The following is a 20,182-nucleotide window of genomic DNA, read 5'->3' as shown; positions in this document are numbered from 1 at the left end:
CCCGCGCCGGGCAGGGGCTCAGGCGCGGGTCCACAGGGCGTTTTCGCCCAGCTTCTCCACAAATGTTTCATGTGCCGCGCGTTCTTCCGCGGTGATTTTCGACGCCAGCGGCGTCTGGCGCGCTGTTGGCCGCCAATCGTCCCCTCCGCCACCGGCAGTAGCCGCGCTGGTGGACAGGCCAAAGTCTGGCTGTCGCCCGCCAATCAGTTCCAGGTAAACCTCGGCCAGAATTTCCGAGTCGAGCAGCGCGCCGTGCAAGACACGGTTCGTATTGTCGATGTTAAACCGTCGACACAACGCATCCAATGATGCAGGAGATCCCGGAAACCGTTTGCGCGCAATCGCCAGCGTGTCCAGCGCCTGATCCATCGGCACCTGCGGCAATCCCATCCACCTGAGTTCCGCATTCAGGAATTTCATGTCGAAGGATGCGTTGTGGATTACCAATTTGGAATCCTGAATGAAATCAAGGAAGCCCTGGCCCACCTTGGCAAAAACCGGCTTGTCTTTCAGCGTGACCTCACCCTTTTCCGGGGCGCGCGGAGTGTCCAGCAGGTCGGGACCGATACCGTGCACGCCAAATGCCTCTTCGGGCATCGAACGCTCGGGGTTGATGTAGACATGATAGGTCTCACCCGTGGCCATATGGTTCCACAGTTCGACTGCGCCGATTTCTACGATCCGGTCACCGCTTTCGGGTTCAAACCCCGTGGTTTCGGTATCGAGTACAATCTCACGCATTAGCTATCCTCGCCCGTATCTGTCTGACCACATCCTGCACCTGTGCGCGGGCGTGGTCCAGTGTGTCCGTCACGATCACAAAGTCCGACCGCGCGCATTTTTCGTCATTGGGCATCTGCTTGGCGCGGATCTGTTCGAACTGCGCCTCAGTCATCGTTCCGCGCTCCATCACACGTCGCTTTTGCTCGTCCGCCGGGACCTGAACACAAGCAACCGCATCCATCGCCGCATTGCCGCCTGTTTCAAACAACAAGGGGATGTCGAAAACCAGAATGTCCGCCGTGGCGCTATCCCGAAAACCCGCCCGGTCGGCGGCCACCAAAGGGTGCACGATGCTTTCGATCACTTTCAATGCCGCCGGATCCAAGGATATGGCTTTTTTCAAAGCATCCCGGCTGACCGCGCCATCAACAATTGCCTCAGGAAACGCATCGCGCATCGGCTCTACCGCAGCGCCGCCCGATGAATACAGCCGATGCACAGCTGCATCCGCATCCCACAGCGCACTGCCTTCGTCCACGAACATTTGCGCCGTGGTGCTTTTGCCCATTCCGATCGAGCCTGTCAGGCCAAGAGCAAAGCTCATCCCAGCACCGTGGCGCGCAACTCATCCGTTACCTCGGGCCGTTTTCCAAACCAACGCTCAAAGCCCGGAACCGCCTGGTGCAACAACATGCCCAGACCGTCGACGGTTGTGCACCCGGCCTCTTCGGCCGCTTGCAGAAGCCTAGTTTTCAGAGGGACGTAGACAAGATCAGTAACCACAGAGCCCGGCTGCAACCCATCCAACGGCACACGCAATTCGGGCTGTCCCTGCATACCCAGCGATGTGGTATTCACCACCAGTTCCGCATTTTCGATCACATTGCCGGCCTTGACCCAATCAACCACGGTTATGCGCGGTCCAAATTCTTCTTTCAATTGGTCGGCCCGGGCACGCGTGCGATTGGTCAGCATAATCTCGGACACACCGGCATCTACCAGGGCCTGCAAAACGGCGCGCGCAGCCCCGCCCGCGCCGAGAACCACGGCTGGTCCGTCCTGTGGGTTCCAGTCGGGCGCCCCTGCAAGCAGATTTTCCATAAATCCATAGCCATCGGTGTTGTCTGCGTGGATCGAGCCATCGGGCTGAAAGACAAGTGTATTCGCCGCACCAATCTTTGCCGCCCGATCTGACACGTGATCCGCAATCTGCAAGGCGGCTTCTTTATGGGGGACGGTTACATTTACGCCGACAAACCCGGCTTTGGGCAGGGTCCGCAGAACACTCTCCAAATCCTCGGGTGCGACGTCCATAGGGACATAGTGCCCAGCTAGCCCATAAGTCTTTAGCCAATACCCATGAAGTTTAGGGGATTTTGAATGTCCAATCGGATGCCCAATTACGCCGGCCAAAGGAATTTGGTTATCCGTCATTGATCAATCACCCCTTTAACAGCCAGAAAATTCAGCAACTCCAACAGGGGCATACCCAAAACATTAAAATAGTCGCCGTCAATGGTCGCGAAAAGGCGCACACCTTCTTCCTCAAGCTTATAAGCCCCGACCGCATGACGAATACTGTCCCAGTTGCGGTCTATGTAGTCACGCAGATAGGCATCGGAACTCGTGCGCATGCGCAGACGTACCTGACCAACATGGCGCCAGATCGGTTCACCGTTCTGATAAATCACGGCCGCAGACAACAGCATATGTCGCTTGCCCCGCATTCCCTTCAACTGCGCCAGCGCGTCTTGGGGCGTTTCTGGTTTCGACAAAAGCAGGCCATCGAAGTCCAGCACCTGATCACAGCCCAGAACCATCGCGCCCGGGTTCTTGTCGCTAACCTTGCGGGCCTTCATTTCGGCCAAAGTGTCTGCGATATCCCGTGGTGGCGCATTTTCGGCCAAAAGGGCGCGTTTGGCAGTATCCTCATCCACGCGCGCGGTTTCCACCGTGAACGGCACGCCCGCATTGCGCAAAAGCTGCGCGCGGATAGATGACCCCGAGGCAAGGATGATGGGGACAGACATGTGGAAAACCCCTGAGCAAATCGTTGAGCGTTCTAGGATGGTTTGTATGGTTTTCCGGTTGACACGCAACCCCGGGAATTTCGCCTGAAACTTCCATGAGTCGTTCGAAGACCGTCCTTTTGGGACAAGGATAACTTTGCTGCGCGGGAAAACTGGGATTTCCTGTCTTACCCAACGAGTTATCCCCAGACAAGCTTGAATGATATCGGACTAATATACTGAAATTAAATAATAAAAACTGAAATCAACAGAATCACCTTTTCACGGCACAATTCTATCCACCTGGGGAAAACACATGCGCAAAAAAGTAATCCACGGAATTTACTCACCCTACAAAACCATCATCCTTTTTCTTTTCCTATTTTTTTATTAGGGAGGGTTCCAACCAACGCTCGGAGCCAGAATGACCGATCTTCTTTTCACGATTTACCCGTGGGTGAAGTCATTGCACATCATGGCTGTGATCTCATGGATGGCAGGTTTGTTCTATTTGCCCAGACTGTACGTCTATCACGTTGAGAAAGCCCAAAAGGTCGAAGGCGCAGAAACCATCTTCTTTGAGATGGAAGAGAAGCTGCTGCGTGTGATCATGCGCCCTGCGATGTATGTAGCGTGGCTCTGCGGGTTGATCATGGTGTTCACGCCCGGCATCGTCGGGTGGGAATGGTCCTGGCCCTGGATCAAGGGTGCTGCCGTAATTGGCATGACCTGGTTCCATCATTGGTTGATGGCGAGACGTAGGGATTTCCTGGAAGGCCGAAATAAGCTCACTGGGCGGCAGTTTCGCATGATGAACGAGGTTCCCACCGTTCTGATGGTTATCATCGTTCTGGCAGTCGTTGTGAAGTTCTGAGGGCCTGTTTGACTCCGACGGCCCGCGCGCTTATGTAGGGATCAACACGCCCGTCCGGGCGGCGTATCTTCCGTACTGAAATTCCACTTCGTGCCGCAATGTCAGCGGCGAAGGTATATATCATGTCCACTGAATCCCTGAATCTGGCCGACCTGAAGGCCAAAAGCCCCAAAGACCTTCTGGCGATGGCCGAAGAGCTGGAGATCGAAAACGCCTCGACCATGCGAAAAGGCGAGATGATGTTCCAGATTCTGCGCGAACGCGCGGATGAAGGCTGGACCGTTGGCGGCGACGGCGTGCTGGAAGTGCTGCAAGACGGCTTTGGCTTTCTGCGCTCGCCCGAGGCGAACTATTTGCCAGGTCCGGATGATATCTATGTCTCACCCGACATGATCCGCCAGCATTCCTTGCGCACCGGTGATACGGTCGAAGGGGATATCAAAGCGCCTGATGACAATGAGCGTTACTTTGCGCTTATCAAGGTCACCAAGATCAACTTTGAAGAACCGGAAAAAGCCAGACACAAGATCGCGTTTGACAACCTGACGCCGCTCTATCCCGATGAACGCCTGAAGATGGAGATCGAGGATCCCACCATCAAGGACAAGTCGGCGCGTGTGATCGATCTGGTGGCCCCGATCGGTAAAGGCCAGCGATCGCTGATTGTGGCGCCGCCGCGGACCGGTAAAACAGTGATCCTGCAGAACATCGCGCATTCGATCGAACAGAACCACCCAGAGTGCTATCTGATCGTTCTGCTGATCGACGAACGCCCCGAAGAGGTGACCGACATGCAGCGTTCGGTTAAGGGTGAAGTTGTGTCTTCAACCTTCGACGAACCTGCAACGCGCCACGTGGCTGTGTCTGAGATGGTGATCGAAAAAGCCAAGCGTTTGGTCGAACATAAACGAGATGTTGTTATTCTTCTCGACTCGATCACAAGACTTGGTAGGGCCTTCAACACTGTGGTGCCATCATCGGGTAAAGTTCTGACCGGTGGTGTGGACGCGAATGCTCTGCAACGGCCCAAGCGGTTCTTTGGTGCCGCGCGGAATATCGAAGAGGGTGGCTCGCTGACTATCATCGCCACCGCGCTGATCGACACCGGCAGTCGGATGGACGAAGTTATCTTCGAAGAATTCAAAGGCACCGGTAACTCGGAAATCGTTCTGGATCGCAAGATCGCAGATAAGCGCGTGTTCCCGGCCATCGACATCCTCAAGTCAGGCACCCGGAAAGAGGATCTGCTGGTCGACAAGGGCGATCTGGCCAAGACATTCGTCTTGCGTCGTATCCTTAACCCGATGGGCACAACCGACGCGGTCGAGTTCCTGTTGTCCAAGCTGAAACAGACCAAGACGAACGGTGAGTTCTTCGATTCGATGAACACCTGACATAGGTCTTAAACGACGCGAGGCCTTCGAATGGATACGATATTCGCCTTGGCCAGCGCGCAAGGCAAAGCCGGGGTGGCGGTCATCCGCCTGTCGGGACCACACGCGCATTCCGCAGCTGCCAGCTTAACCGGAAGCCCGCTGCCGCCTCGTGGTATGCGGGTCCGGTCGTTATATGCCGCGGATGGCGCAAGGTTGGATGACGGGCTGGTTCTAACCTTTCAGGTGCCGGCCAGTTTTACCGGCGAAGACGTGGCTGAACTGCAGATCCATGGTAGCACCGCTTCGGTTAACGCAGTGATGCGGTGCCTTTCCGATATGGACGGGCTGCGGCTGGCGGAGCCAGGTGAGTTCACCCGACGCGCGCTGGAAAACGGCAAGATGGACCTGACACAGGTCGAAGGTCTTGCTGATCTGATTGATGCGGAAACCGAGGCGCAGCGCAAACAAGCGCAAACTATTCTGGCTGGTGATTTGGGTGTATTGGCGGAACGGTGGCGACGCGATCTGATCCGTGCTGCATCCTTGCTGGAAGCCGTCATTGATTTCGCGGATGAGGACGTCCCAACAGACGTTACACCCGAGGTAAAATCCCTTGTGACGGGTGTCATGGCTGATCTGCAACGTGAAGCAGATAGCGTACAGATTGCAGAGCGCATTCGAACAGGGTTTGAAGTCGCGATTGTTGGTCTTCCGAATGCCGGAAAATCAACCTTGCTAAATGCTCTGGCAGGGCGAGAGGCGGCGATTACTTCGGAATATGCTGGAACTACTCGCGATGTAATCGAGGTTCGAATGGATCTTGCAGGACTTCCGGTCACATTGCTGGACACCGCAGGATTGCGGGAAACTGAGGATCACGTCGAAAGCTTGGGAATCGAACTGGCAAGAAAGCGCGCCGATTCAGCTGATTTGCGTGTGTTCCTGACAGATGACCCGAAGGACCTGGGTGTTCAGATTATGAATGGCGATATACAGGTTTTGCCGAAATCTGATCTTCGAGATCCATCCGAAGGTGGAATATCCGGAAAAACCGGGCTGGGTATTGATCAACTCATTTCCCAGATTTCGGATGTACTTAGTACCCGAACTACAAGCAGTGGTATTGCGACGCGGGAAAGGCACCGGGTTGCCTTGATCAAATCGCGGGAATCCCTGAGTTCTGCTATGGCGGTTCTGGAATCGGGTCCAGACTTGTATGATATCGCAGCAGAAGAATTGCGCACGGCGATCCGTGCACTTGAAACCTTGGTTGGCAGAATCGGTGTAGAAGACCTTTTGGATGAGATCTTCTCGAGTTTCTGCTTGGGTAAGTAAGGAGTGTTTCACGTGAAACATTCAGATTTCGACGTGATTGTAATTGGCGCAGGCCATGCGGGTACAGAGGCAGCTCATGCGGCAGCGCGTATGGGTGTCAAGACAGCACTGGTCACATTGTCCGCATCAGATATAGGCGTCATGTCTTGTAACCCGGCAATTGGTGGGCTGGGTAAAGGCCATTTGGTCCGTGAAATTGATGCCCTGGATGGCGTCATGGGACGTGTTGCCGATCAGGCCGGCATTCAATTCCGCTTGCTAAATCGACGCAAAGGGCCAGCCGTTCAAGGTCCCAGAACACAGGCAGATCGTGCGCTATACCGCGCGGCCATGCAGAAAGAGACGGAAAAACAGACAAATCTTTTCGTCGTTACCGGCGAAGTTGTCGATTTCCTGATGGACGGGAACCAAGTTTCAGGTGTGAAACTGGCCGACAGTTCTGAAATCAAGAGTAAAACGGTTATCCTGACGTCCGGAACCTTCTTGCGCGGTGTTATTCATATTGGGGATGTATCTCGGCCCGGCGGTCGTATGGGTGATCGCCCGTCAGTCAAATTGGCAGAACGGCTCGACAGTTTCGAGCTACCCCTGGGGCGTTTGAAAACAGGAACACCGCCGAGGCTGGATGGTCGGACGATTGATTGGAGTGATCTGGAACAGCAAGACGGGGATGATGACCCAACCTTGTTTTCATTCTTGTCAACAAAGGTGATTGCCCCACAGATTTCCTGCGGAATCACGCATACAAACGCGCGGACGCACGAAATTATTGAAAAAAACTTGTCTCGATCGGCGATGTATGGCGGGCATATTGATGGGGTGGGCCCCAGGTATTGCCCATCCATCGAGGATAAGATCGTACGTTTTGCTGATAAGGAATCACATCAGATTTTCCTGGAGCCCGAAGGTGTCGATGATCACACGATCTATCCGAACGGGATTTCGACCTCTTTGCCTCAGGACGTGCAACTTGAGTATGTGCGTTCAATCAAAGGTCTTGAGGCGGCAGAGATCCTGCAGCCTGGTTATGCGATTGAGTATGACTATGTGGATCCGCGTGTTTTGACATCGACTCTCTCGCTACCAGATGTCGAAGGACTATATCTAGCAGGGCAAATAAACGGAACTACAGGATATGAGGAAGCAGCTGCGCAAGGCTTGGTTGCGGGGTTGAATGCTGCGCTAAAGGTGCTTGACCGGGAACCGCTGCATTTTACACGTGCTGACAGTTATATCGGCGTGATGATCGACGACCTGACAACACGCGGTGTTGTGGAACCTTATCGCATGTTCACATCACGCGCAGAGTTCCGCCTGTCTTTGCGTGCGGACAACGCAGACCAGCGCCTCACGCCAATTGGCTTGGATATCGGCTGTGTTGGCGGTGAGCGGAAGAGAGTGTTTACCAATAAAATGGAGAGGCTGTCCGCCGCAAAGTCCCAACTGACAGAAAAGACTTTTACTCCCAAAGAAGTTCGGGCAGCTGGTATCAATGTCAATCAAGATGGAAACCGCAGGGACGGGATGGCTATTCTGGCGTTCCCGGATGTTCACTTTGGTAATCTTGTTCCTCTGATGCCCGAGATTGAGAGTGTTGAGGAGGAGATCCGTCTGCAAGTAGAGCGGGACGCTTTGTACGCAAACTACATTGCCCGGCAACAAAAAGATGTTGAGGCAATGAAACGCGATGAATCATATGAGATTCCACGGGGTTTCGACTATTTTTCGATGGAAGGGCTATCTTCTGAAATGAAGCAAAAGCTTTCAAATGCAAAGCCGGAGAACATTGCACAGGCGGGGCGTGTCGAAGGAGTTACCCCTGCGGCACTGACGTTGTTATTGGCTAAGCTTCGACGCGATCAGAAGGTCCGCAAGGTATGAATGGGACCACTATTGATGATTTGGATGTTTCACGTGAAACATTCGAGCGTCTCACAACCTATGTAGAGCTTGTGAAGCGGTGGAACCCGAAGATTAATCTTGTTTCACGGAAAAGCTTGGATGACATCTGGGTTCGACACATAAAGGATTCCGTACAAGTTTATAAAAGCGCAGGCCCATTCGAAAACTGGGTGGATTTGGGTAGCGGAGGCGGATTCCCCGGGATGGTTTGTGCCATAATGGCCATTGAAGACGCACCAGATGCCCAGTTCACCTTTATTGAAAGTGACCAACGAAAGTCCGCTTTTCTGCGCAACGTTGCACGCGAGTGCGGCGCGAAATGCACTGTTGTTTCCAAGCGAATCGAAGTGGTTGAACCGTTGAGCGCTGATATCCTTTCTGCGCGGGCTCTTGCTGATCTTCCTACGCTATTGTCCTTTTGCGACAGACATTTGAGCAAAAAGGGGCTGGCGCTGTTGCCGAAAGGCGAAAGGTGGAAAAAAGAGCTGGAAGAGGCGCAGGAAGAATGGAATTTCGACGTTGACCCGATTACAAGTTTAACTGAGCCTCAGGCCGTTATCCTTAAAATCAAAGGAGTATCACGTGGTTGATTTGTCTCGTCCCTCAGGGCCCCGGATTATTGCGGTAGCCAATCAGAAGGGCGGGGTTGGGAAAACCACAACAGCGATCAACCTTGCGGCCGGCCTGGCCGAGGCTGGATGCAAAGTGCTGGTTGTCGATCTTGATCCTCAGGGGAACGCGTCTACCGGGTTGGGGGTCGAAGATCGTGATTGGACGACATATGACCTGATATTGGATGACGCGCCTTTAGAGGCGGTCGTTCAGGAAACCGAAATCGAGGGGTTGTTTGTTGTCCCGGCGACGGTTGATCTAAGCTCGGCGGATATTGAGCTGATATCCAATGAAAAGCGCAGCTATCTGTTGCATGACGCACTACGTCAAACCGCAATCGACAAGTTTGACCTGGATTTTGTGCTAATCGACTGCCCGCCTTCGTTAAACCTTCTGACCGTCAACGCTATGGTCGCTGCACATTCTGTCCTGGTGCCGTTGCAGAGTGAGTTCTTTGCATTGGAAGGATTATCGCAATTGATGCTGACTATTCGAGAGGTGCGCCAGACTGCGAATCCGGACCTCAGAATCGAAGGTGTTGTGTTGACCATGTATGACAACCGCAACAACTTGTCCCGTCAGGTTGAAAAAGACGCGCGTGACAATCTGGGCGAGATGGTATTTAAAACCAAGATACCCAGAAATGTGCGGGTCAGCGAGGCTCCGTCTTACGCGTTGCCCGTTTTGCAGTACGACTCGGGATCACTGGGGGCGATGGCTTACCGGCACCTGGCCCGGGAAGTCATGCACAAGAACAAGAAAGTCGCCGCCTAAGCGACAGTGAGGAGGGCACCGTGGCCGCCAAAAAAACAAAACCCAGAGGTTTGGGCCGGGGACTTTCCGCTTTGATGGCGGATGTGACGCAGGATACCGGGGGGCTTATGCCCACAGACCCGCGCCGTCCGGATATGAAAGTCCCGATTGAAAAACTACGAGCGAACCCGAACCAGCCACGCAGAACCTTTCAGCAAGAGCGATTGGATGAACTTGCGGCCTCGGTCAAGGAAAAGGGCATCATTCAGCCGCTGATCGTGCGTGAGGTTCGCGGCGGCGACTATGAAATCGTGGCGGGCGAACGCCGCTGGCGTGCGGCTCAGATGGCGCAGCTGCATGATATCCCGGTTATCGTGCGGGATTTTGACGACACCGAAGTTCTGGAAGTCGCCATTATCGAGAATATTCAACGCGCAGACCTGAACGCTGTTGAAGAGGCCGCGGGTTACAAGCAGTTGATGGACCGTTTTGGCCATACACAGGAAAAACTGGCCGAAGCGCTGGGTAAAAGCCGCAGTCATATTGCGAACCTTTTACGTTTGCTGTCGTTGCCTATGGATGTTCAGAAGCTTGTTGTTGAAGGAAAACTGTCTGCCGGTCATGCCCGGGCGCTGATCACAGCTGAAGACCCCTCTGAGCTGGCGAAGATCGTCGTCAAGGACGGGCTGAGCGTGCGTGCGACTGAAGCGCTGGTGAAAAAACAACAGCAGGGGGATGCTCCTCAGGCGGCGCCGCGGTCCAGAAATCTGAATGCTGGCAAGGATGCGGATACGCGCGCGTTGGAGAAGGATCTTTCAGCCATTCTGGCGATGAAAGTAGCTATCAACCACAAAGCGGGATCGGAAACGGGGCAGGTCGTGCTGACCTACGAAAACCTTGATCAATTGGACGATCTTTGCGCCAAGCTCAGCCGTTAGGGCGGGTCCAGATAAAAATCATAACCCCGCTAAGGACAACTGCCTGAATGATCAGGACGTGGCTTGGAAGCGCAAGAACGACAGACAATCCAAAAACGGCGGCAACCGACAGGGTGGCCGTCTTTTTTGCGGCCGGACGAATGGCGCCCGAGCGTTGCCAATCCAAGATCATCGGCCCGAAGGTTCCATGACTGACCAGCCAAGTGTGCAGTCGGGAGGAAGATCGGGCAAAAAAGAACGCGGCCAGCAAAAGAAACGGGACCGTCGGCAGCAGCGGCAACACAATGCCGACAACAGCCAACCCGACGCAGATCAATCCCATTGCGGCCCAGAGGTACTGCATCGTTTATCCCAATAACTCTCGAATGACCGCATTCAGGACTGCGCGACCATCTTTGGTGGCGATCAATCGGCCGTTTGATCGGTGTATCATACCCAGCTCTTCCAGGTCTCTCAGTTTGTTTTCTGGCAGTGTGAGATCGGAAAGTGCATTGAAACGATCAACATCTAGTCCTTCAGAAATTCTCATACCCATCATAAGGTATTCACTTGCCTGATCTTGCGTAGATAGCAATGATCTTTCTTTCTCGCCGTTTCCTTTTTCAACAGCACTGAGCCAGGCGTTGGGTGACAGATAGGTCTCTGTCGCTATCTTCTGGCCGTCCAGCGTAATACGCCCGTGCGCGCCGGGTCCGACACCGACGTAATCTCCGTAACGCCAATAGATCAAGTTGTGCCGGGATTCTGCCCCCGGACGGGCATGGTTGGAAACCTCATAGGCGGGCAGGCCGTGGGCTTCGCAGATCTCTTGTGTGGCCAGATACATGTCGGCGGCGCGGTCATCCTCGGGCAGTCCACGCAGCTTACCAACTGCATACCGGTCCCCAAAGGCGGTGCCTTCCTCGATCGTCAATTGATAGAGCGAGAGGTGATCGATGGCCATCGACAGCGCCTCGGTCAGCTCCGCTTGCCAGGCCTTCGGGGTTTGGTGCTGACGCGCGTAAATCATGTCAAAGCTGACACGGTCAAAGCAGTTGCGGGCGATGGCAAAGGCGGCACGGGCCTCGGCGACCGTGTGGATACGACCCAATCGGCGCAGGTCCTCGTCATTCAGGGCCTGAACACCCATGGAAACGCGGTTCACGCCCGCATCGCGATAGGCGGCAAACCGGCCTGCCTCGACCGATCCGGGGTTGGCCTCAAGCGTGACTTCCATGTCGTTCGCAGGGCGCCAGAGCTTGCGCGCCTCGTCGACAATGGCTGCCACCGTTTCTGGTGCCATAAGGGACGGCGTGCCGCCACCAAAGAAGATTGTGTTCAAAACCCGGTCAGGGGTTTCAGATGCCGAGCGACGCAGTTCAGTCAAATACGATTTAAGCCATTGTTTTTGAACAATATTTTTTGAAACATGGCTGTTGAAATCGCAATAGGGGCACTTAGCCTCGCAAAAAGGCCAGTGAACATAGAGGCCGAAGCCTCCATGCCGCCAGTCATCCACCGAAACAGCCTTGAACAAAGGCGTTTACGGCGCGTCCGCGATGGCTGATTTTGTGTTTTTCCGCCGGAACCATTTCCGCACAGGTCACATCGTGCCCGTCCGGTTGGAACATCGGGTCATAACCGAAGCCGTTTTCCCCACGGATGGGCCAGACAAGCTGACCGGGCATGACGCCCTCAAACACTTCGTCATGACCATCGGGCCAGGCCAGGACCAGTGTGCAGCGAAATTGTGCAGTGCGTGGATGAGGCGCCTGTGCGGCCTCGAGCTCATCATGTGCCCGGGTCATCGCCATCAGGAAATCGCGGCCATTGCCGGTTTCTGCCCAATCGGCGGTGTAGACACCGGGCGCGCCGTCCAGCGCGTCGATCGTGATTCCGGAATCGTCCGACAGGGCAGGCAGGCCGGTGGCTTGTGCCGCCGCATGGGCCTTGATCCGGGCGTTACCGACGAACGTATCTTCGGTTTCTTCCGGTTCCGGCAGGTTCATCTCTGCCGCTCCAACAACCTTCACGCCGAAGGCCTCAAGGAGATGGGTCATCTCCTCAAGCTTGCCTTTGTTGTGCGTGGCCACCAGTAGCCTGTCGCCGTCGAACTTGCGGGTCATGCGGTGGCTGCCTTTTGGGCCGCAACCAGCTCACCCACGCCTTTTTCTGCCAGATCCATCAGCTGGTTCATTTGATCACGGCTGAAAACAGAGCCCTCGGCGCTCATCTGCACTTCGATCAGTTTGCCTGATCCGGTCATGATGAAGTTACCGTCAACACCGGCCTCGCTGTCTTCAGGATAGTCCAGATCCAGAACCGGCTGGCCCGCGTAGATGCCGCAGGATACGGCCGCGACGGGATCGACCAGCGGGTCGGAAATGACGTCCCCGGTTTTCATCAGCTTGTTCACGGCCAGACGCAGCGCGACCCAGCCACCGGTGATCGAGGCGCAGCGGGTGCCGCCATCAGCCTGGATAACATCGCAGTCCACGGTGATCTGACGCTCACCCAACGCAACCCGATCCACACCTGCGCGTAGCGAACGACCGATCAGGCGTTGAATTTCTACGGTACGGCCGCCTTGCTTGCCACTGGCCGCCTCGCGCCGCATGCGGGTGTTTGTTGCGCGGGGCAACATGCCGTATTCGGCAGTAACCCAACCCAGGCCCGAGCCTTTGATGAACGGCGGCACGCGATCCTCAATCGTGGCGGTGCACAGGACATGGGTATCGCCTATTTTGATCAGGCAGGAACCTTCGGCATGTTTGGTAAACCCCGTTTCGATTGAAACGGCGCGCATTTCGCTTAAATCTCGTCCTGAGGGTCGCATGGAAAATCCTTTGTTTGCTGGGTTGGGGATAACGTCCCCGTGCCTTAGGATGCAACCCCGATTGACCTTTCAGATGTCTGCGATTTAATGCCAATCCAGCAGAGGATTGCCGATGAGCGAAGCAAGTAGAGTTCTGGACGAAATGAATGACCGGTCACGCGAGGTGTTCCGGTTGATCGTCGAGAGCTATCTGGACAGCGGCGAACCGGTCGGAAGCCGCTCGCTGACCCGCACATTGTCGGAAAAGGTCAGCGCCGCCACCGTACGCAATGTAATGCAGGATCTCGAATTTTTGGGTCTTCTCGACAGCCCGCATGTCAGTGCAGGCCGGGTGCCCACGCAGATGGGTCTGCGGATGTTCGTCGATGGGTTGCTGGAAGTGGGTGATCTTGGTGTAGACGATCGGCAGAAGTTAGATGAAACACTAGGCTCTAACGCGGGTGATGTGGGCGGGATGCTGGACCGAGTTGGTTCGGCCTTGTCACACGTGACACATGGCGCATCGCTGGTTCTTACCCCCAAGCAAGAGTCCGAGATCAAGCATATTGAGTTCGTCTCGCTGGCCCATGACCGCGCTTTGGTGGTTCTGGTTTTTGCGGACGGGCATGTGGAAAACCGGCTATTTACGCCTCCGCCGGGACAGACACCCAGTTCGATGCGCGAGGCGGCGAACTTTCTGAACTCTCTGATCGAAGGACGAACGCTCAGCGAAGTGCTGCGTCAGATGCAGACCCAGATTACCGCGCGCAGGCAGGAAATTGATGTATTGGCGCGCGAGATGGTCGAAAGCGGCATGGCGGCCTGGGATGGGGACGGGACAGACTCGGCCCGTTTGATCGTGCGCGGGCGGGCGAATCTGCTGGGGGAGCCAGGCGAAGCCGAGGAATTGGACCGAATCCGAACGTTGTTTGACGACCTGGAGCGAAAGCAAGACATTGCTGAATTCCTCGAATTGACCGAAGAAGGCGAGGGTGTGCGCATTTTTATCGGCTCAGAGAACAAACTTTTCTCACTTTCGGGTTCCTCTTTGGTGGTGTCTCCATATATGAACGCTGATCGAAAGATAATTGGTGCGGTTGGGGTCATCGGACCCACTCGTCTGAATTATGGGCGGATCGTGCCGATCGTGGATTATACGGCGCAACTGGTCGGCAAACTGATTTCCGACCGGAGCTAGAGGGTAAGAGATGGCAGAGCCCAAAAACGAAGAATTTCTGGACGATATCGCAGCCGCCGAGGCGGAAGAGCTGGCCGAGGAATTTGCCGAGATCAGTGAAGAAGCGCTGGAACTTGATGCGCTGCGTGCTGAGCGGGATGATTTCAAAGACAAGTTCATGCGCGCGCTGGCGGATGCGGAAAACGCCCGCAAGCGGGGTGACCGGGCGCGCCGCGATGCGGAACAATATGGCGGATCGAAGCTGGCCCGCGACATGCTTCCGGTTTACGACAACATGAAACGTGCGCTTGAAGCCGCGACCGATGAGCAGAAAGAAGTGGCAGGACCCCTTCTGGAAGGCGTGGAACTGACCATGCGTGCGTTGAAGGACGTGTTCCAAAAACATGGGATGGAAGTGATCACGCCCGAAGTTGGCGACCGGTTTGATCCCAACGTGCACGAAGCGATGTTCGAGGCCCCGGTGCCGGGTACCCGTGCAGGTGACATTATACAGGTGTCCGCAGAAGGCTTCATGTTGCATGATCGCCTGCTGCGTCCGGCGCAGGTTGGGGTGTCGTCTACTCCGGCAAGTTAATTGGCTTCGTTGAAGCCAAGCCTTGGGCGAGAGTATTCTTGAAAAGATGAAGGGGCGGTCAGGTTTTGGCCGCCTCTTTCAGTTTGTAGATCAGGTCGAGTGCTTCTCGCGGGGTAAGCTCATCCGGCAGAATATCGTCCAGCATGCCGGTTACAGGAGAAGCTTTGGGCGCTGGTGGTGGCGGTGGCGGGGCGGCCGAAAACAAAGGCAGATCGTCGATCAGGGTCTTTTGCTTCCCCCCTTCGCGTTCGGTTTTTTCAAGTTGATCCAGAACGATACGGGCACGTTCAACGACCGAGGCGGGCAGTCCTGCCAATTGGGCGACCTGCACACCGTAGGACCTGTCAGCCGCGCCTTTGTGAACTTCGTGCAGGAAGATCACTTCGCCTTCCCATTCTTTGACAGAAACGGTGGCGTTTTCCACGCCTTCCAGTTTGCCGGCAAGTGCGGTGAGTTCATGGTAATGGGTTGCGAACAGGGTGCGACATTTGTTGGAGGCGTGCAGATGTTCCAGCGTGGCCCAGGCGATGGACAGGCCATCATAGGTGGCCGTGCCGCGACCTATTTCATCAAGAATAACAAGAGCGCGGTCATCAGCCTGATTGAGGATCGCGGCGGTTTCGACCATTTCGACCATAAAGGTCGAGCGTCCGCGGGCCAAATCATCCGACGCTCCGACGCGGCTGAACAGTTGGCTGACTAGCCCGACATGCGCCTGTTCCGCAGGCACGTAACTGCCCATCTGGGCAAGCAAGGCAATCAGGGCATTCTGGCGTAGGAAGGTCGACTTACCGGCCATATTGGGGCCGGTCAGCATCCAGATCGCCGCGCCTTTATCAGCACTGAGATCGCAGTCATTAGCAATGAAGGCGTCACCGTTTTGCCGGCGCAATGCCTGTTCGACCACCGGGTGTCTTCCGCCCTGAACATCGAACGCGCGTGAGGCATCAACCTGCGGGCGACACCAGTTTTCACCACGCGCCAGATCGGCCAGAGCAGTGGTCAGATCCAGTTCAGCCAAACCGCGCGCTGCTTGGTTGAGACGTGCGGCCTTATCCAGAATTTCGCCAGAAAGCTTTGCATAGAGCCGTTTTTCGATCTCAAGCGCCAAGTTTCCGGCGTTTAGAATGCGGGTCTCGATCTCGGACAGCTCCACGGTCGTGAACCGGACCTGGTTGGCGGTTGTTTGACGGTGGATATAGGTCTCAGAAAATGGTGGGTTCAGCATTTTCTCGGCATGGGTGGCCGTAGTTTCGATGAAATAGCCCAGCACATTGTTATGCTTGATCTTCAGCGACGTGATGCCGGTGTGTTCTGCATATTTCTGCTGAAACCCGGCAATGACGGAACGACCTTCGTCGCGTAGGGTGCGGGCTTCGTCCAGTTCGGCATCATAACCCGGGGCGATGAACCCGCCGTCCCGGGCCAGCAATGGGGGTTCGGCCACAAGCGCTTCGTCAAGCAGGTTCAGCAGGTCGTCAAATCCGACCAGATTTTGCAGGGCGGTGGCTAGGACAACCGGCAGGTCTCGACCTGCGCAGAGTTCGGCGATTGCTGCGGCCTGTGTCAGGCCGTTGCGAATGGCGGTCAGATCCCGTGGGCCACCGCGGTCCAGTGACAGGCGGGACAGCGCCCGATCCAGATCCGGGGTTTTGCGCAAAGCCTCGCGCAGGTCTGATGTGATCAGGCTGTCTTCGGCCGCAAAAGTTACAGCATCCAGCCGCCCGTGGATGACGTCCAGATTGCGGGATGGGCTCGAAAGCCGTTGGTCCAACAGTCGTGCACCACCCGGTGTGACGGTGCGATCCATCACAGATAGTAGCGAACCCGCGCGGCCACCGGATAGGGATCGGGTCAGTTCCAGGTTGCGCCGTGTGGCAGCGTCGATCTGAACGACTCGGTCCTCGGATTCTTTCAATGGGGTTTGCAGAAGCGGCAGTTTGCCTTTTTGCGTGATTTCCAGATAGTCGATCAGCGCACCCATGGCCGAGATTTCGGCGCGGCCAAAACTGCCGAACGCGTCCAGTGCGCTCACGTGAAACAGCCCGCAGATGCGCTTTTCCGCCGCAGTGCTGTCGAAGCTGGCACGCCCGATCGGAGTCAGCGAGATACCGAGATCCATAACGGGTTCGTTCAGTTTGTCCTGCACACCATCGGCCACGATCAACTCGGATGGTGCCAGCCGGGCCAATTCGGGACTGAGGCGCACTGAGGTCAAAGGCATCACGTGAAACGCGCCAGTTGAGATATCGGCCCAAGCCAGCGCGGCCTCATCGCGAACCTCGGCATAGGCGGCTAAGAAGTTGTGGCGGCGAGCCTCAAGCAGGGCATCTTCGGTCAACGTGCCAGGCGTAACAAGACGCACAACATCGCGCTTTACGACTGATTTAGAGCCTCTTTTCTTCGCTTCAGCCGGGCTTTCCATCTGTTCGCAGACGGCCACGCGAAACCCTTTCCGGATCAGGGTCAGCAGATACCCCTCGGCCGCATGGACAGGTACGCCGCACATCGGAATGTCGGTGTCGTTATGCTTTCCGCGTTTGGTCAAGGCGATGTCCAGCGCTTCGGCGGCGTTGACGGCGTCCTGAAAGAACATCTCGTAAAAGTCGCCCATGCGGTAAAACAGCAAGGCATCGGCATGCGCTTCTTTGATTTCGAGATATTGCGCCATCATCGGCGTGACTGTGGACAAGGCTGACCCCTTTTGGCGTATTCCGGTCGCGACCTTACAAATCCACCCATCTCGACGAAAGGTGAAAAGTATTCTCGTTGAGGCGCGCGCCTGCCTGCGCTATGAGGCAAAAGTCCCGCAGATGTAAAGAAACGACCCATCACATGCCCAAAGCGAAGATCACCAAAGAAGAGGCGCTGGCCTTTCACCTCGACCCGACACCCGGCAAGTGGGAGGTTCAGGCCACCGTTCCCATGACGACGCAGCGCGATCTGTCGCTGGCTTATAGCCCCGGTGTCGCTGTTCCATGTGAAGCTATCGCCGAAAACCCAGAGACTGCTTACGACTACACCAACAAGGGCAATCTGGTTGCGGTGATCTCGAACGGCACGGCGGTTCTGGGCCTTGGAAATCTTGGCGCGCTGGGTTCGAAGCCGGTGATGGAGGGGAAATCAGTCCTGTTCAAACGGTTCGCTGATGTGAACTCGATCGATATCGAACTGGATACCGAAGACCCGGACGAATTCTGCCGCGCTGTGCGTCTGATGGGACCGACCTTTGGCGGTATCAACCTGGAAGACATCAAGGCGCCCGAGTGTTTCATCATCGAGCAGCGCCTGAAGGAAGAGATGGACATCCCCGTCTTCCACGACGACCAACACGGCACGGCGGTGATCTGTGCGGCGGGCCTGCTGAACGCGCTGCGTATCTCGGGCAAAAAGATCGAAGACGTGAAAATCGTCCTGAACGGCGCGGGTGCGGCGGGTATCGCCTGTATCGAGCTGCTCAAGTCGATGGGCGCAAAACACGAGAACTGCATCGTCTGCGACACCAAGGGCGTGATCTATCAGGGCCGGACCGAGGGCATGAACCAGTGGAAATCGGCCCACGCGATCACCACCGAGTTGCGCACATTGGAAGAGGCGATGAAGGGCGCGGACGTATTCCTTGGTGTGTCGGTCAAAGGGGCAGTGACGCAGGATATGGTTGCCAGCATGGCAGACAACCCGGTGATTTTCGCCATGGCGAACCCGGACCCGGAGATTACGCCAGAAGAGGCGCATGAGGTTCGTGTTGATGCCATCGTCGCCACCGGGCGCAGCGATTACCCGAACCAGGTGAACAACGTTCTGGGTTTCCCTTACCTGTTTCGCGGCGCGCTGGACATTCACGCCCGCGCTATCAATGACGAGATGAAGATCGCTTGCGCCCATGCACTGGCCAATCTGGCGCGCGAGGATGTGCCGGATGAGGTTGCCATGGCCTATGGCAAATCTCTGACCTTTGGCCGGGACTACATTATTCCGACGCCGTTTGACCCGCGCCTGATCCACCGTATTCCACCTGCCGTGGCAAGGGCCGGGATGGACACTGGGGCAGCCCGCCGCCCGATCATCGACATGGACGCGTATGAGCTGAGCCTGAAATCCCGCATGGACCCGACCGCCAGCATCCTGCGCGGCCTGAACGCCCGTGCACGTCAGGCGCAAAGCCGGATGATCTTTGCCGAAGGCGACGATCCACGCGTCTTGCGCGCGGCGGTGATGTATCAGCGATCGGGCTTTGGCAAGGCGCTGGTTGTTGGTCGTCCAGACGATGTGAAGGAAAAGCTGGAAGCCGCCGGTCTGGAGGACGCAGTGCGCGAGCTGGAGGTGATTAACGCCTCCACAACCACGCATCTCGAAGCCTATAAGGATTTCCTTTACAAGCGTCTGCAGCGCAGTGGTTTTGATCGCAAGGATATCCATCGTCTGGCCGCGCGGGATCGCCATGTGTTCTCTTGCCTGATGTTGGCGCATGGTCACGCCGACGGCATGGTCACCGGTGCAACGCGGAAATCGGCACATGTGCTGGAACGCATCAATCATGTGTTTGACGCTGATGCCGAACATGGGGCCGTTGGTGTGACGGCGCTGTTGCACAAGGGTAAGATCGTTTTGATTGGTGACACGCTGGTCCATGAATGGCCGGATGAGCATGATCTGGCCAATATCGCCGAACGCTCGGCCTCGGTCGCGCGGCATTTGGGGCTGGACCCACGCGTTGCCTTTGTCAGCTTTTCCACCTTCGGCTATCCGGTATCTGAGCGGGCTGAGAAAATGCACGTAGCGCCCGAGATTCTGGATAAGCGCGGCGTCGATTTTGAATATGATGGCGAGATGACCGTGGATGTGGCGCTGAACGTGGAACAGCAAGAGGCTTATCCCTTCTCGCGTCTGACGGGCCCAGCCAATATCTTGATTGTACCCGCACGGCATTCGGCCTCGATCTCGACCAAGCTGATGCAAGAGATGGGCGGCGCGAACGTCATTGGCCCGATCCTGACCGGTGTCGATAAGCCGATTCAGATCTGTTCGACTGGCTCGACAGCAAATGACATTCTGAACATGGCCATTCTGGCCTCTTGCGATATTGGATAAACC

Annotated in this window: 19 protein-coding genes; 10 read left to right on the top strand and 9 right to left on the bottom strand. The window is 56.0% G+C overall.

The features are described from left to right. Nucleotides 1-18: 18 nt before the first annotated feature. Genes dnaQ through AC2FD9_RS08930 form a run of 4 tightly spaced genes read right to left on the bottom strand, consistent with a single transcriptional unit; the run spans nucleotide 19 to nucleotide 2,753 of the window. Nucleotides 19-741 carry a DNA polymerase III subunit epsilon gene (dnaQ, locus tag AC2FD9_RS08945; RefSeq protein WP_496836436.1) on the bottom strand — a complete coding sequence of 241 codons (723 nt, stop codon included), beginning with the start codon at nucleotides 739-741 and terminating at the stop codon, nucleotides 19-21. Continuing rightward, nucleotides 734-1,327 carry a dephospho-CoA kinase gene (gene coaE, locus AC2FD9_RS08940; RefSeq protein ID WP_472722497.1) on the bottom strand — a complete coding sequence of 198 codons (594 nt, stop codon included), beginning with the start codon at nucleotides 1,325-1,327 and terminating at the stop codon, nucleotides 734-736. The genes dnaQ and coaE overlap by 8 nt, the downstream gene beginning before the upstream one ends. Then, complete coding sequence (locus AC2FD9_RS08935; protein WP_472722498.1) at nucleotides 1,324-2,157, bottom strand: shikimate dehydrogenase; 834 nt, start codon at nucleotides 2,155-2,157, stop codon at nucleotides 1,324-1,326. The genes coaE and AC2FD9_RS08935 overlap by 4 nt, the downstream gene beginning before the upstream one ends. Further along, the gene (locus AC2FD9_RS08930) at nucleotides 2,154-2,753 is read right to left on the bottom strand and encodes a Maf family protein (RefSeq protein ID WP_472722499.1); all 600 of its coding nucleotides are present in this window, start codon (nucleotides 2,751-2,753) and stop codon (nucleotides 2,154-2,156) included. Before AC2FD9_RS08930 ends, AC2FD9_RS08935 begins: the two co-directional genes overlap by 4 nt. Nucleotides 2,754-3,156: 403 nt before the next feature. On the opposite strand from AC2FD9_RS08930, the gene AC2FD9_RS08925 reads away from it, so the two are divergent. The 7 genes from AC2FD9_RS08925 to AC2FD9_RS08895 all read left to right on the top strand — a co-directional run bounded on the left by AC2FD9_RS08925 (nucleotide 3,157) and on the right by AC2FD9_RS08895 (nucleotide 10,522). Further along, nucleotides 3,157-3,606 (top strand): CopD family protein, encoded by a 450-nt coding sequence (locus AC2FD9_RS08925; RefSeq protein WP_472722500.1) that lies wholly within the window; start codon nucleotides 3,157-3,159, stop codon nucleotides 3,604-3,606. 122 nt (nucleotides 3,607-3,728) lie between these two features. Next, entirely contained in the window at nucleotides 3,729-5,000 is a 1,272-nt protein-coding gene (rho, locus tag AC2FD9_RS08920) for a transcription termination factor Rho (RefSeq protein WP_058275260.1), read from the top strand. 30 nt (nucleotides 5,001-5,030) lie between these two features. Next, complete coding sequence (mnmE, locus tag AC2FD9_RS08915) at nucleotides 5,031-6,317, top strand: tRNA uridine-5-carboxymethylaminomethyl(34) synthesis GTPase MnmE (RefSeq protein ID WP_496836433.1); 1,287 nt, start codon at nucleotides 5,031-5,033, stop codon at nucleotides 6,315-6,317. A gap of 12 nt (nucleotides 6,318-6,329) precedes the next feature. Then, entirely contained in the window at nucleotides 6,330-8,198 is a 1,869-nt protein-coding gene (mnmG, locus tag AC2FD9_RS08910; RefSeq protein WP_496836431.1) for a tRNA uridine-5-carboxymethylaminomethyl(34) synthesis enzyme MnmG, read from the top strand. Further along, complete coding sequence (rsmG, locus tag AC2FD9_RS08905; protein ID WP_058275138.1) at nucleotides 8,195-8,809, top strand: 16S rRNA (guanine(527)-N(7))-methyltransferase RsmG; 615 nt, start codon at nucleotides 8,195-8,197, stop codon at nucleotides 8,807-8,809. The genes mnmG and rsmG overlap by 4 nt, the downstream gene beginning before the upstream one ends. Further along, complete coding sequence (locus tag AC2FD9_RS08900) at nucleotides 8,802-9,605, top strand: ParA family protein (protein WP_058279264.1); 804 nt, start codon at nucleotides 8,802-8,804, stop codon at nucleotides 9,603-9,605. Before rsmG ends, AC2FD9_RS08900 begins: the two co-directional genes overlap by 8 nt. A 20-nt stretch (nucleotides 9,606-9,625) precedes the next feature. Next, nucleotides 9,626-10,522, top strand: coding sequence for a ParB/RepB/Spo0J family partition protein (locus AC2FD9_RS08895; protein ID WP_058275136.1), 897 nt, complete (start codon nucleotides 9,626-9,628; stop codon nucleotides 10,520-10,522). On the opposite strand, the gene AC2FD9_RS08890 is transcribed toward AC2FD9_RS08895, so the two are convergent. The 4 genes from AC2FD9_RS08890 to rph are packed head-to-tail and all read right to left on the bottom strand — an operon-like array spanning nucleotide 10,512 to nucleotide 13,337. After that, nucleotides 10,512-10,865, bottom strand: coding sequence for a YbaN family protein (locus AC2FD9_RS08890; protein ID WP_496836428.1), 354 nt, complete (start codon nucleotides 10,863-10,865; stop codon nucleotides 10,512-10,514). The genes AC2FD9_RS08895 and AC2FD9_RS08890 overlap by 11 nt on opposite strands. A gap of 3 nt (nucleotides 10,866-10,868) precedes the next feature. After that, nucleotides 10,869-12,020: a radical SAM family heme chaperone HemW gene (hemW, locus tag AC2FD9_RS08885; protein ID WP_496836473.1), complete on the bottom strand. Its 1,152-nt coding sequence runs from the start codon at nucleotides 12,018-12,020 to the stop codon at nucleotides 10,869-10,871. Beyond that, nucleotides 12,013-12,627 (bottom strand): RdgB/HAM1 family non-canonical purine NTP pyrophosphatase, encoded by a 615-nt coding sequence (rdgB, locus tag AC2FD9_RS08880; RefSeq protein ID WP_282170591.1) that lies wholly within the window; start codon nucleotides 12,625-12,627, stop codon nucleotides 12,013-12,015. The genes hemW and rdgB overlap by 8 nt, the downstream gene beginning before the upstream one ends. Then, a complete protein-coding gene (gene rph / locus AC2FD9_RS08875) occupies nucleotides 12,624-13,337 on the bottom strand; it encodes a ribonuclease PH (protein WP_058279370.1) in 714 nt (237 codons plus the stop codon). Before rph ends, rdgB begins: the two co-directional genes overlap by 4 nt. Before the next feature lie 112 nt (nucleotides 13,338-13,449). Here rph and hrcA point away from each other — a divergent pair, with 112 nt between their 5' ends. Both hrcA and AC2FD9_RS08865 read left to right on the top strand, forming a co-directional pair. After that, nucleotides 13,450-14,514 (top strand): heat-inducible transcriptional repressor HrcA, encoded by a 1,065-nt coding sequence (gene hrcA / locus AC2FD9_RS08870; protein ID WP_282119790.1) that lies wholly within the window; start codon nucleotides 13,450-13,452, stop codon nucleotides 14,512-14,514. Between the two features lie 10 nt (nucleotides 14,515-14,524). Further along, nucleotides 14,525-15,088, top strand: coding sequence for a nucleotide exchange factor GrpE (locus tag AC2FD9_RS08865; RefSeq protein ID WP_058275130.1), 564 nt, complete (start codon nucleotides 14,525-14,527; stop codon nucleotides 15,086-15,088). Nucleotides 15,089-15,146: 58 nt separating this feature from the next. Here the strand turns inward: AC2FD9_RS08865 and mutS are convergent, their stop codons facing one another. Continuing rightward, a complete protein-coding gene (gene mutS, locus AC2FD9_RS08860) occupies nucleotides 15,147-17,762 on the bottom strand; it encodes a DNA mismatch repair protein MutS (RefSeq protein WP_496836471.1) in 2,616 nt (871 codons plus the stop codon). Nucleotides 17,763-17,923: 161 nt separating this feature from the next. Here mutS and AC2FD9_RS08855 point away from each other — a divergent pair, with 161 nt between their 5' ends. Next, on the top strand, nucleotides 17,924-20,179 hold the full coding sequence (locus AC2FD9_RS08855) for an NADP-dependent malic enzyme (RefSeq protein ID WP_472722505.1): 2,256 nt from the start codon (nucleotides 17,924-17,926) through the stop codon (nucleotides 20,177-20,179). Nucleotides 20,180-20,182: the final 3 nt, after the last annotated feature.

The organism is Ruegeria sp. YTSC230, from assembly GCF_059609665.1.
The sequence above is the reverse complement of the archived record's forward strand: the minus strand, read 5'-3'. Positions and strand labels throughout refer to the sequence as shown.